Annotated in this window: 10 protein-coding genes; 9 read left to right on the top strand and 1 reads right to left on the bottom strand. The window is 71.1% G+C overall.

What is annotated here, in order from left to right; all coding sequences use genetic code 11:
• Nucleotides 1-201 precede the first annotated feature (201 nt).
• From ACSQ11_RS14095 to ACSQ11_RS14085, 3 genes are read left to right on the top strand one after another with little or no spacing between them, the layout of a single operon-like run.
• Nucleotides 202-1,089: a COX15/CtaA family protein gene (locus tag ACSQ11_RS14095; RefSeq protein WP_436006431.1), complete on the top strand. Its 888-nt coding sequence runs from the start codon at nt 202-204 to the stop codon at nt 1,087-1,089.
• 36 nt (nt 1,090-1,125) lie between these two features.
• Complete coding sequence (locus tag ACSQ11_RS14090; protein ID WP_436006429.1) at nt 1,126-1,737, top strand: ArsR/SmtB family transcription factor; 612 nt, start codon at nt 1,126-1,128, stop codon at nt 1,735-1,737.
• Complete coding sequence (locus tag ACSQ11_RS14085; RefSeq protein ID WP_436006427.1) at nt 1,734-3,044, top strand: MFS transporter; 1,311 nt, start codon at nt 1,734-1,736, stop codon at nt 3,042-3,044. The genes ACSQ11_RS14090 and ACSQ11_RS14085 overlap by 4 nt, the downstream gene beginning before the upstream one ends.
• Here the strand turns inward: ACSQ11_RS14085 and ACSQ11_RS14080 are convergent.
• Nucleotides 2,984-3,925, bottom strand: coding sequence for a heme o synthase (locus tag ACSQ11_RS14080; RefSeq protein ID WP_436006425.1), 942 nt, complete (start codon nt 3,923-3,925; stop codon nt 2,984-2,986). The two genes, ACSQ11_RS14085 and ACSQ11_RS14080, sit on opposite strands and share 61 nt — an antisense overlap.
• Nucleotides 3,926-4,085: 160 nt before the next feature.
• Here ACSQ11_RS14080 and tkt point away from each other — a divergent pair, with 160 nt between their 5' ends.
• The 6 genes from tkt (at nt 4,086) to pgl (ending at nt 12,801) form a co-directional block, all read left to right on the top strand.
• Entirely contained in the window at nt 4,086-6,398 is a 2,313-nt protein-coding gene (gene tkt / locus ACSQ11_RS14075; protein WP_436006423.1) for a transketolase, read from the top strand.
• Nucleotides 6,399-6,403: 5 nt separating this feature from the next.
• Nucleotides 6,404-7,528, top strand: a complete 1,125-nt coding sequence (gene tal / locus ACSQ11_RS14070) for a transaldolase (RefSeq protein ID WP_436006421.1) — start codon at nt 6,404-6,406, stop codon at nt 7,526-7,528.
• A complete protein-coding gene (locus ACSQ11_RS14065; protein ID WP_436006419.1) occupies nt 7,525-9,246 on the top strand; it encodes a glucose-6-phosphate isomerase in 1,722 nt (573 codons plus the stop codon). The genes tal and ACSQ11_RS14065 overlap by 4 nt, the downstream gene beginning before the upstream one ends.
• Nucleotides 9,246-10,790 carry a glucose-6-phosphate dehydrogenase gene (zwf, locus tag ACSQ11_RS14060; RefSeq protein WP_436006417.1) on the top strand — a complete coding sequence of 515 codons (1,545 nt, stop codon included), beginning with the start codon at nt 9,246-9,248 and terminating at the stop codon, nt 10,788-10,790. The genes ACSQ11_RS14065 and zwf overlap by 1 nt, the downstream gene beginning before the upstream one ends.
• 100 nt (nt 10,791-10,890) lie before the next feature.
• Complete coding sequence (locus ACSQ11_RS14055) at nt 10,891-12,036, top strand: glucose-6-phosphate dehydrogenase assembly protein OpcA (RefSeq protein WP_436006415.1); 1,146 nt, start codon at nt 10,891-10,893, stop codon at nt 12,034-12,036.
• A gap of 12 nt (nt 12,037-12,048) precedes the next feature.
• The gene (pgl, locus tag ACSQ11_RS14050; protein ID WP_436006413.1) at nt 12,049-12,801 is read left to right on the top strand and encodes a 6-phosphogluconolactonase; all 753 of its coding nucleotides are present in this window, start codon (nt 12,049-12,051) and stop codon (nt 12,799-12,801) included.
• The last annotated feature ends 46 nt before the right edge of the window (nt 12,802-12,847 follow it).

The following is a 12,847-nucleotide window of genomic DNA, read 5'->3' as shown; positions in this document are numbered from 1 at the left end:
GTCCGACCCAACCGCCGGGCTCCGAGGCGCGTCAACGAATCTGACCAATCCTTTGCCAAACTCGGACCTTGTCCGACCCCCGCACACCCCGGGTCAAGCCACGGTCAAGAAACGGTCAAAGCGCGGAACCCGTCCCGTCGGCGAGGCCCGTGAACCGTGCCCGGCGTGGGCCTGCACGCCTCGCTCGCCTACCCTTCGGGGGTGAGTGAGAGCATTCCCCGGATCCATCGTCACGTCCTGCTCGCCAACCTCGTGGCGCAGGTGGGGATCATCGTGTCGGGCGGCCTCGTGCGCCTCACCGGAAGTGGTCTGGGGTGCCCGACGTGGCCCGAGTGCGTCCCCGGGTCCTACGTCCCCGTGCGCGAGCAGGAGGAGGGCATCCACAAGGTCATCGAGTTCGGCAACCGCACGCTGACGAGTGTCCTCGCCGTCCTCGCGGTCCTCGCGGTCTGGGCCGTCTGGCGCTGGACCCCGGTGCGCCGCCTCAAGATCGCCGCTGTGACCGTGCTCGTCGGGGTTGCCGTCCAGGCGGTGCTCGGCGGCATCACGGTCCTCACCGAGCTGCATCCCGTGACCGTCGCCGCGCACTTCCTCGTCTCGGCCTCGCTCGTGGCGGCTGCGGCATACCTGTGGTTCGCCCGTACCGAGCCGGACGGGACACCGCGGCTCCTCGTCCACGACCTCGTTCGTCGCGTCGCGTGGCTCACCTGCGGGGTCGCCGCCGTGGTGCTCACGCTCGGCACCGTCGTCACCGGGTCCGGGCCGCACTCCGGCGACGCGGACGCCCCCGCGCGCTTCGGCTTCGACCCGCGCACCATCTCGTGGCTGCACGCCGACGCCGTCATGCTCTTCATCGGCCTCGTGATCGCGGTCTGGCTGGCCACCCGGCTCTCCTCCGCCCCCACGTCGGTGAGCCGGGCCTGGCGCACAGTCCTCCTCGTGACCCTCGCCCAGGGGCTCATCGGCTACGTCCAGTACCTCACCGACCTGCCCGAGGTCCTCGTCCTCACGCACATGTTCGGCGCGGCCGCCCTCGTCGTCGCCCTGACACACGGCCTCGTCGCGCTCCGGGAGATTGCACAAGAATAGTTGCACAAGCGTTCTTGTGGGTCTATCGTCGCCGACATGACCCCCGACGAACGACGCCCGGACCGCCGGGCAACCGACCCCTCGTACGGCGTCCGCACGATCACCGACGCCAAGGCCCTCTCCGCGATGGCGAACCCGTTCCGCTCGCGGATGATGGACGCCCTCAAGGTCGACGGCCCCTCCACCGCCTCGGCCCTCGCCGCCCGCACAGGCCAGGCCGTCGGCTCGGCGAGCCACCACCTCAAGGTGCTCGCCGAGGCCGGGCTCGTCGAGGAGGCCCCCGAGCTGGCCAAGGACCGGCGCGAGCGCTGGTGGCGACTCGTCGACCCGGGCACGCGCTGGTCGCGCGCCGACTTCGCCTCGGACACCGCCGCCGTCACCGCGGCGTACGCCGCCGAGGCCCTCACCGTCCAGCGCCAGTTCGAGCGCGTCCAGGAGTGGAACGCCAACGCCGCCACGGTTCCCGACTGGGACGACGCCGCCTTCGCCACCCAGAACTGGATGAAGCTCTCCCCCGACGAGCTCCGCCAGGTCGCCGAGGAGCTCGTCGACGTCCTCATGCGGTGGAGCAGGCGCGAGGTCCCCGACGACGGGGTCGTCCGTGAGTCCGTCTTCGTCTTCAGCCGGGGCTTCCCGGCGCAGCCGTGAGCGCCCCCGGCGCGGGCGGCGCCACTCCCCCGTCCGGGCTCGGCCACAACTTCCGTCTCCTGTGGGCCGGTGAGGGCATCAGCGTCCTCGGGTCGATGACGACGACCGTCGTCTTCCCGCTCATCGCCGTGACCCAGTTCGACGCCGGGCCGTTCTGGATGGGCCTCCTCGCCGGCGCCATCTGGCTGCCCTGGCTCGGCCTCGGACTCGTCGCCGGCGCCTGGGTCGACCGGTCCGACCCCCGTCGCGTCATGATGCGCGCCGACCTCGGCTCGGCCCTCGTCGTCGGCAGCGTCCCCGTCGCGTGGGCGTTCGACGTGCTCACCCTGCCCCACCTCGTCGTGACCGGGCTGGGACTGGGCTGCTGCACGGTCTTCTTCAGGACGGCATACTCCGCGTTCGTCCCGCGCGTTGTCGCACAGGAGGACCTCGAGCGGGCCAACTCGCGCATCTACGGCACGGAGTCCGCGATGCAGATCGCCGGCCCGGGTGTCGGTGGACTCCTCGTCCAGCTCCTCTCGGCCGCGTATGCCGTCGTGCTCGACGTCGTGACGTTCCTCGCCTCGTGGTGGTGCCTGGCGCGGATGCGCACCGAGGACCTGGGTGCGGGACCCGAGCGCCAGGAGAGCGAGCCGATGGGCCGCCAGATCCGCGAGGGCGTGCGCATCGTCGCGCGTGACCCCTACCTGCGGTTCATCTCGCTGCTCGGCAGCCTGGGCAACTTCGCCCTCACCGGCTACGGCGCGCTGCTCATCCTGTTCATGGTGCGCGATCTCGACCTGCCGCCGGGATCGGTCGGGTTCGTCATGGCGGCGGGCTCGGTTGGCGGCCTGCTCGGCGCCACCCTCTCGACCCGGGCGACGCAGTGGTGGGGCAGGGCCGGTGCGCTGCGCTGGCTCCAGGTCATCGGTGGACCGCCGGCGATCCTCATCGGTCTCGCCTGGCCCGGCCCGGGCGCGGTGCTCGTCGCCGTCGGCTCGTTCTTCGTCGGCGTCGGGGTCGTCGGCGCCAACGTCGTGCGGGCGTCGTTCCGTGCGCGCTACACGCCGCCGGAGCTGCTCGGGCGGACCATGGCCACGTCGTCGGTGCTCAACTTCGGCACGATGCCGCTGGCCGGGCTGGTCGCCGGCGGACTGGGCTCGTGGATCGGGGTGCGCGAGACGATCCTGCTCATGGCCGCCCTGCACGGCGTGGGATCGCTGCTCGTGTTCGTCGGTCCCTACCGGCGCGGTCGCGACCTGCCGGATCAGATGGCGAGGTGGACCAGCGGGTCGATGGCGACCGCGAGGAACAGCAGCGTCACGTAGGTGATCGAGAAGTGGAAGAGGCGCATCGGCTTGAGTACCTTGGTCGCGGCACCCTGCTTGGCCAGGCGCAGCAGCCGGTGCGCCTCACCCACGAAGACGACGCCGCTCACGAGGGCCGCCACGAGGTAGATCCAGCCCATGTCGGCCACGGGGACGAGCGACAGCGAGACGGCCACCATGACCCAGCTGTAGGCGACGATCTGGCGACCGACCGCGACGGCGCCGCGCTCGACGGGGAGCATCGGGACGTGCGCGTTGGCGTAGTCGTCCTTGAACGCCATGGACAGCGGCCAGTAGTGCGGCGGAGTCCAGAAGAAGATCACGAGGAAGAGGATCACCGCCGGCCAGCCGACGTCGCCGGTCACGGCGGACCACCCGATGAGCGTCGGCATGCAGCCGGCCACGCCACCCCAGACGATGTTCTGCGGCGTGCGCCGCTTGAGCACCATCGTGTAGAGCACGGCGTAGAGGCCGATCGCGGCCAGGGACAGCAGCGCCGACGCGACGTTGACGAACACGAGGAACCACACCGTCGAGACGACGGTGAGCACCGAGCCGAACAGGACGCCCGCGCGGGGGGTGACCTCGCCCGTGACCATCGGCCGGTTGCGGGTGCGGTCCATGAGCGCGTCGATGTCGCGGTCGTAGACGCAGTTGAAGGTGTTGGCCGCTCCGGCGCTGAGCGTGCCGCCCACGAGGGTGGCGACGACGAGCCACAGGTCGGGCACCCCGCGCTCAGCCAGGAACATCACCGGAACCGTTGTCACGAGCAGCAGCTCGATGATCCGCGGCTTGGTGAGCGCGACGTAGTTGCCGACCGATCGCTTCCAGCCCGACGTCGGTCGGGCCGACGAGGCGGTGGTGATCGGGGCGGTTGCCACGGCGTCCTTCGGGGGTGCTCTGGAGCGGTTGGTCGATGTGAGTCTAACGGTGGCCACCCATGCACCGGGACACGGTCGTCCGTTGCGTGAACCTGCGGTCTAGGGTGGGAAACGATCGTTTGACCTGCATCACATCGCCGCCACGTCAGAGAGGCTTCACGTGTCCACCACCACGACGAAGGCAGGCCGGGCGAACGCCCGCCGCGCCACCACCGCACCCAAGGCCCAGCGCTCCAAGGAGCTCGCCCGCCCCACGGCGCGAAAGGCGAAGTGGAACGACCTCGACGTCCGCGCGGTCGACACCGTGCGCGTCCTCGCGGCCGACTCGGTCCAGAAGGTCGGCAACGGCCACCCGGGGACGGCCATGAGCCTGGCCCCCGCGGCATACCTGCTCTTCCAGAACGTCATGACGCACGACCCGTCCGACCCCACGTGGCTCGGTCGCGACCGGTTCGTGCTCTCGTGCGGCCACTCCAGCCTCACCCAGTACATCCAGCTCTACCTGTCCGGTTACGGCCTCGAGCTGAAGGACCTCAAGGCGCTGCGGACCTGGGGCTCGCTCACCCCCGGCCACCCCGAGGTGCACCACACCCCCGGTGTCGAGATCACCACCGGGCCGCTCGGCTCCGGACTCGCGTCCTCGGTCGGCATGGCGATGGCGCAGCGCCGCCAGCGTGGCCTGCTCGACCCGGACGCCAAGGCCGGCGAGAGCCCCTTCGACCACCACGTCTGGGTCATCGCCTCCGACGGCGACCTCATGGAGGGTGTCGCCTCCGAGGCGAGCTCACTCGCCGGCCACCAGGAGCTCGGCAACCTCACGGTGATCTACGACGCCAACCAGATCTCGATCGAGGACGACACCGACATCTCGTTCTCCGAGGACGTCGCCAAGCGCTACGAGTCCTACGGCTGGGAGGTCGTCGACGTCGACTGGCGCCAGAGCAACGACCCCGCCGGGAGCACCGACTACGTCGAGGACGTCGACGCCCTGCTCACCGCGCTCAACGCGAGCAAGAAGTCCAAGCGCCCCACCCTCATCCGCCTGCACACCGTCATCGCGTGGCCCTCCCCCACCAAGAAGGGCACCGGCAAGTCGCACGGCTCGGCGCTGGGCGACGAGGAGATCGCCGGCCTCAAGGGGCTGCTCGGCTTCGACCCCAGGAAGACCTTCGAGGTCGACAAGGACGTCCTCGCCCACGCGCGCAAGGTCAAGGCCCGCGGCAAGGCGGCCCACAAGGACTGGAACAAGGCGTACGCCGCCTGGCGTCGCGGCAACAAGGACGCCGCCGCCCTCCTCGACCGGCTCGTCGCCGGCGACCTGCCCGACGGTCTCGACTCGGCCCTGCCGACGTTCCCGGCGGACGACAAGGGCATCGCGACCCGCGCGGCGTCCGGCAAGGTGCTCGGCGCCCTCGCCCCCGTCATGCCCGAGCTCTGGGGTGGCTCCGCCGACCTCGCCGAGTCCAACAACACGACGATGGCCGGTGAGCCGTCGTTCGTGCCGAAGTCGAAGCAGACCTCGGAGTGGAAGGGTGGGCCCTACGGCCGCACGCTCCACTTCGGCATCCGTGAGAACGGCATGGGCATGATCCTCAACGGGATCGCGCTCGAGGGGCTCACCAAGCCCTACGGCGGCACGTTCCTCGTCTTCTCGGACTACATGCGCCCCGCCGTGCGCCTTGCCGCCATCCAGCAGCTGCCCGTGACGTTCGTGTGGACGCACGACTCGATCGGCCTCGGCGAGGACGGCCCGACCCACCAGCCGATCGAGCACCTTGCCTCGCTGCGCGCCATGCCCGGCCTCGACGTCGTCCGACCCGCGGACGCCAACGAGACCTCGGCCGCCTGGGGCGCTGTCCTGCGCAACGCCCGACCGGCCGCACTCGCGCTGAGCCGCCAGGCGCTGCCGACGGTCGACCGGTCCACGCACGCCAAGGCGAGCAACGTCGCCAAGGGCGGCTACGTCCTCATCGACGGCGGCGAGGACGGCAAGCAGACGCCCGAGGTCATCCTCGTGGCCACCGGCTCCGAGGTCTCCGTCGCGCTCGACGCGCGGCTGGCCCTCGAGAAGTCCGGGGTCCGCACCCGCGTCGTCTCCATGCCGTGCCGCGAGTGGTTCGACGAGCAGACCAAGGCCTACCGCGACAAGGTCCTCCCCCCGGCCGTGCGAGCCCGCGTGAGCGTGGAGGCCGGTGTGGCACAGGGCTGGCGCGAGATCGTCGGCGACGCCGGTCGCTCGATCAGCATCGAGCACTTCGGTGCCTCGGCTGACGCCAAGACCCTCTTCACCGAGTTCGGCTTCACCCCCGAGGCCGTCGTCAAGGCGGCCAAGGACTCGATCAAGGCCGCGAAGGCCGGAGCCGGCGTCGCCAGCCCGACCGAGACGGCACCGCGCAGCCGCAAGGACACCGGAACCGACGTCCCCACCACGAAGAAGCCTGCCCGCAAGTCCGCGGCCAAGGCTGGGAAGTGAGTCCCATGACCGACAGCACCGCCCTCAAGGCCCTCGCCGACAACGGCGTCTCCATCTGGCTCGACGACCTGAGCCGTGACCGGCTCACCTCGGGCAACCTCCAGGAGGTCATCGACACCAAGGGCGTCGTCGGCGTGACGACGAACCCGTCGATCTTCCAGGTCGCCCTCTCCGACGGCGAGAGCTACAGCGAGCAGGTCGCCCAGCTCGCCGCCGACAAGACGAGCCTCGATGAGGCCGTCACCGCCATGACGTCCCAGGACGTGCGCGACGCCTGCGACGTGCTGCTGCCCGTCTTCAAGGCCACCGACGGGCTCGACGGTCGGGTCTCCATCGAGGTCGACCCCCGCCTTGCCGCCGACACCGAGAGGACGGTCGCCCAGGCCAAGGAGCTGCGCGACCTCGTCGACCGGCCCAACCTCCTCGTCAAGATCCCCGCCACCGTCGAGGGTCTGCCCGCCATCACCAGGGTCATCGGCGAGGGCATCTCGGTCAACGTCACGCTGATCTTCAGCCTCGACCGCTACCGCGCGGTGATGAACGCCTTCCTCACCGGACTCGAGCAGGCCCGCGAGGCCGGCAAGGACATCAGCACGCTCGAGTCGGTCGCGTCGTTCTTCGTGTCGCGGGTCGACACCGAGGTCGACAAGCGCCTCGATGCCATCGAGGGCGAGCACGCCGAGGCCGCCAAGGCCCTCAAGGGCAAGGCGGCGATCGCCAACGCGCGTCTGGCCTACCAGGCCTACGAGGAAGTCTTCTCGACCCCGCGCTGGAAGAGCCTCGAGGCCGACGGCGCCAAGCCCCAGCGGCCGCTGTGGGCGTCCACGGGAGTCAAGGACCCGGCATACCCCGACACGATGTACGTCACCGAGCTCGTCGCGCCCGGCACGGTCAACACCATGCCGGAGAAGACGCTCGACGCGGTCAAGGACCACGGCGAGATCACCGGCAACACGATCGAGGGCACCTACGAGGAGTCGTCCAAGGTGCTCGACGACCTCGAGCGCCTCGGCATCTCGTACTCCGACGTCACCGCCCAGCTCGAGAAGGAAGGCGTCGAGAAGTTCGAGAAGTCGTGGGAGGAGCTGCTCGCGGGCGTGCAGGCCGAGCTCGACAAGGCCGCTCGATGAGCAGCCTCGAGGTCAGCGCACGCGGCGCCGCAGCCGACGCCGTCTCCGAGCACGTCCCGACCCTCGTCGAGGACGAGGTCGCGAGCCGGATCTTCGCCCAGGACGCCACCCTGTGGGGCGAGGCGGCCGAGGAGGAGGCCGCCAAGCGGTTGTCGTGGGTGGGCCTCCCCCGCTCCTCGCGACCGCTGCTTGGTGAGATCGCCGCGCTGCGCGAGGAGCTGCGCGAGGACGGCGTCTCGCGGATCGTCCTGTGCGGGATGGGCGGCTCGTCGCTCGCCCCCGAGGTCATCTGCGCCACGGCCGGTGTCGACATCGTCGTCCTCGACTCGTCGGCGCCGGACGTCGTCCGTCGCGCCGTGTCGACCGACCTGCCCAAGACCGCGGTCGTCGTCTCGTCCAAGTCCGGCTCGACGGTCGAGACCGACTCGCAGCGCCGCGCGTTCGAGGCGGCCTTCACCGAGGCCGGTATCGACCCCACCCGGCGCATCGTCGTCGTCACGGACCCGGGCAGCCCGCTCGACGCCGAGGCCCGCACCGCCGGCTACCGGGTCATCAACGCCGACCCCGACGTGGGTGGCCGCTACTCGGCGCTCACCGCCTTCGGCCTCGTCCCCTCCGGTCTGGCCGGCGCGGACGTCGGCGCGCTGCTCGACGACGCCGAGGCGGTCGCCGACCTGCTGGCCGCCGACGACGAGGGCAACCCCGCGCTGCGCCTCGGGGCTGCCATGGGTGGCACCAAGCCGCTACGCGACAAGCTCGTCCTCGTCGACGCGGGCACCGAGAACGTCGGGTTCGGGGCGTGGGCGGAGCAGCTCATCGCCGAGTCCACCGGCAAGGACGGCACCGGCATCCTGCCCGTCGTCGCCGACGGTGACGCCCCCACACACACCTACGCCGACGCCAACGTCGTGCGACTCGTCTCGTCGACCGACGAGCACGACAACGACGCCGACCCCACCGTTGACACCCACGGGGCGCCTCGACACCCCGACTCGATCGCCGCCGAGCAACCCGGCCCCGCGGACGACGTGCCCGAGGCCAGCCTCGGCGACTCCGGGTCGCTCATCACGGTGTCCGGCAGCCTCGGCGCGCAGCTGCTCCTCTGGGAGGTCGCGACCGCCGTCGCCGGACGCCTGCTCGAGATCAACCCGTTCGACCAGCCCGACGTCGAGAGCGCCAAGAAGGCCGCGCGCGGCCTGCTCGACCAGGCCGGTTCAGCCGCCGAGGAGCCGGCGTTCGTCGACGGCTCCGTCGAGGTGCGAGCCCTGGGCGGCGACTGGCTCGGTGACGCGCACACGCTGCCCGGAGCCGTAACCGCCCTGCTCGCCCAGCTCGACCAGGACAGCGGCTACGTCGCCGTCATGGCCTACCTCGACCGCGAGGAGGACGCCGACCTCGAGCACGTGGCCCGCACCCTCTTCGACCACACGGGACGTCCGGTGACGTTCGGGTGGGGACCTCGGTTCCTGCATTCGACGGGGCAGTACCACAAGGGCGGCCCGGCCAACGGCGTCTTCATCCAGGTCACCGCCGAGCCCGACGAGGACCTCGCCGTCCCCGGCCGGGAGTTCACCTTCGGTGAGTTCATCGCGGCGCAGGCAGGCGGCGACGCCCAGGTCCTCGCCGAGCACGACCGTCCCGTCCTTCGCCTGCACCTCACCAGCCACGACCGCGGTCTGAGCCAGGTGCGGTCGGCACTCTCGACCTCAGGAGCCTGATGAGTCCTGCGCGTGTCACCGCGACGCACAACCCGCTGCGCGACCCTCGCGACAAGCGGCTTCCCCGCATCGCCGGACCCTGCAGCCTCGTGCTCTTCGGGGTGACCGGCGACCTCGCCCGCAAGAAGCTCATGCCGGCGATCTACGACCTCGCCAACCGGGGGTTGCTGCCGCCAGGCTTCTCGCTCATCGGCTTCGCCCGTCGCGACTGGGCCGACCAGGACTTCGGCAAGATCGTCTACGAGTCGGTCAAGGAGCGCTCCCGCACACCGTTTCGCGAGGACGTCTGGCGCTCGCTCAGCGAAGGCATCCGGTTCGTGCCGGGCACGTTCGACGACCCGAAGGCCTTCGACCTGCTCACCGAGACCGTCAAGGACCTCGACGAGCAGCGCGGCACCGGCGGCAACCACGCGTTCTACCTCTCGATCCCGCCGTCGTTCTTCGCCACCGTGTGCGAGCAGCTCAAGCGCTCGGGGCTCTCGACGCCCGAGGAGGGCTCGTGGCGCCGCGTCGTCATCGAGAAGCCGTTCGGCCACGACCTCAAGAGCGCGCGTGAGCTCAACGAGATCGTCGCCGACGTCTTCCCGCCCGACTCCGTCTTCCGGATCGACCACTACCTCGGCAAGGAGACGGTCCAGAACCTCCTGGCGCTCCGCTTCGCCAACCAGATGTTCGAGCCGGTCTGGAACAGCCACTACGTCGACCACGTCCAGATCACGATGGCCGAGGACATCGGCATCGGTGGTCGCGCGGGCTACTACGACGGCATCGGGGCCGCACGCGACGTCATCCAGAACCACCTGCTCCAGCTGCTCGCCCTCACTGCCATGGAGGAGCCGGTGTCGTTCGACGCCGACCACCTGCGCAGCGAGAAGGAGAAGGTCCTGTCGGCCGTCCGGCTGCCCAAGGACCTCGCCAAGGGCACGGCCCGCGGCCAGTACGCCAAGGGCTGGCAGGGCGGCGAGGAGGTCGGCGGCTACCTCGAGGAGGAGGGCGTCGGCGCCCGCTCCTCGACCGAGACGTATGCCGCGGTCAAGCTCGAGATCGACACCCGCCGCTGGGCGGGGGTGCCGTTCTACCTGCGGACCGGCAAGCGCCTCGGCAAGCGCGTCACCGAGATCGCGGTCGTCTTCAAGAAGGCGCCGCACCTCCCCTTCGCGGACACCGCGACCGAGGAGCTCGGGCAGAACGCCGTCGTCATCCGGGTCCAGCCCGACGAGGGCGTGACGATGCGCTTCGGCGCCAAGGTCCCCGGCGCCCAGATGGAGGTGCGCGACGTGACGATGGACTTCGGCTACGGCCGTGCCTTCACCGAGAGCTCGCCCGAGGCCTACGAGCGGCTCATCCTCGACGTGCTCCTCGGCGAGCCGCCGCTCTTCCCCCGGCACGAGGAGGTCGAGCTCTCGTGGGAGATCCTCGACCCGATCGAGGAGTACTGGGCCAAGCACAACAGCAGCATCGACCAGTACGCGTCCGGCACGTGGGGGCCGCAGAGCGCCGACGACCTCATGAGCCGTGACGGCCGCGAGTGGAGGCTCCCGTGACCACCACCCCGACAAGTCCGCCCACGCGGGGCGTGGGACCCGCACTCGTCCCGCCCACGCGGAGCGTGGGACCCGACTCCGATACTGATTGGGGACCCCGGTGATCGTCGACCTGCCCAGCACCACGACCGCCAACATCTCCAAGAAGCTCGTCCGGCTCCGCTCGGACACGGGCTCGATGGCGTTGACCCGCGTCCTCACCCTCGTCGTCGTCGTCGACGAGAACGAGGCCGACGAGGCGATCGAGACCGCCAACGACGCAAGCCGCCAGCACCCCTGCCGGATCATCGTCGTCGTCACGGCCAACCGTCGTGGCGCGGCCCGGCTCGACGCCCAGATCCGCATCGGTGGCGATGCCGGTGCGAGCGAGGTCGTCGTCCTGCGGCTGTTCGGCCCGCTGGCCGCCCACGGGCGCGCCGTCGTCACGCCGCTGCTCCTCGCCGACGCGCCGATCGTCGCGTGGTGGCCCACCGACCCGCCGAAGGACCCGGGCGCCGACCCCATCGGTGCGATGGCCCAGCGGCGCGTCACCGACGTGTCCCGGGCCAAGGGCTCGCCGAAGTCCGCCCTCGGGCGGCTGGCGCGCTCCTACGCTCCCGGTGACACCGACCTGTCCTGGTCGCGGATCACGCTGTGGCGGGCTCTGCTCACCGCGGCGCTCGACCAGGCGCCCTTCGAGCCGATCACCGCGGCGACCGTGACCGGCGGTTCGGACTCTCCCTCGGCCGAGCTCCTCGCGGGGTGGCTGGCCAAGCGGCTGCGCTGCCCCGTGACCCTCGTTCCCTCCCGTGTGGGCAGTGGGATCATCAGCGTCCGGCTCGACCGCGAGAGCGGGCCGCTTGACCTCGTGCGGCCTCTGAACGGCACGTCCGCGACGTTGTCGCAGCCCGGCACCCCGGAGCGCAGCATCGCGCTCCCGCCGCGTAGCGACGCCGAGTGCCTCGCCGACGAGCTCCGACGGCTCGACCCCGACGAGCCCTACGCCGACGCACTGCGCGACGGCCTCGACACCGTGAGCCACTCGCGACGCACCTCTTCGGAGTCGCAGCGGATGGGCATCACCCCCTCCGTCGCGGAGGCCCGCGAGGACGCCGCTCGCATCAAGCGGGAGGCGACCTCCAGCGCGAGCTCGGCGATGGTCGAAGCGGCTCCGATGCCCGAGAAGGCCGACGACCCCGCGCAGGTGCAGCAGGCCGCGGCGACCAAGCTCGAGAAGGTCCGGGTCAAGCGGGCCAACAAGGACTGACGGAGGCACGGCATGACGACACCGCACGAGACAGCAGCAGCGGGCGACGTCGAGGTGGTCGTCCACCCCGGCAAGCAGGCCCTAAGCGACGCCATCGCCGCCCGCCTCGTCACGGCGATCCTGGACGCCCAGGCGCAGCGTGGCGTGGCACACGTGTCGCTCACGGGCGGCTCGCTCGGCTCCGACCTGTGGGCATCGGTGACCGGCTGCGCGGCCCGCTCGGCCGTCGACTGGTCGCAGGTCGAGCTGTGGTGGGGCGACGAGCGCTACCTCGACGCCGGCGACGCGGACCGCAACGATGTCCAGAACGACGCCGCAGGCCTCGCCTCGCTCCCCCTGGACCAGGCGAAGGTGCACCGGGTTCCGGGGCCGGACACCGCGGAGAGCGCGGAAGCCAGCGCGACGGCATACGGCGAGAGCATGCGCGCGAGCGGTGGTGGAGCGTTCGACGTCATGATCCTCGGCGTCGGGCCGGACGGGCACGTCGCCTCGCTCTTCCCCGGCCACCCGGCGCAGCAGACCACGGACGTCATCGCGGTCGCCGTCCACGACTCCCCCAAGCCACCGCCGGACCGGGTCAGCCTGACGTTCGAGGCACTGCGCCGCTCGCGCCAGGTCTGGTTCGTCGTCGCCGGCGCCGACAAGGCGGAGGCCGTGGCCAACGGTGTCTCCGGCGCTGCGCCAGAGGTCAGCTCGGCCGCGCAGGTCCGCGGCGAGGAGCGCACGCTCTGGCTGGTCGACGCGGACGCCGCCCGGCAGCTCTGAGCCGCACGACACACCGTCACACATGACGACAGCCCCGGCTCGTGCC

The sequence above is a fragment of the Knoellia sp. LjRoot47 genome (assembly GCF_964253435.1).
In the GTDB taxonomy this organism is placed as follows: domain Bacteria; phylum Actinomycetota; class Actinomycetes; order Actinomycetales; family Dermatophilaceae; genus Knoellia.
This window is presented reverse-complemented; position numbering and strand designations above follow the sequence as displayed.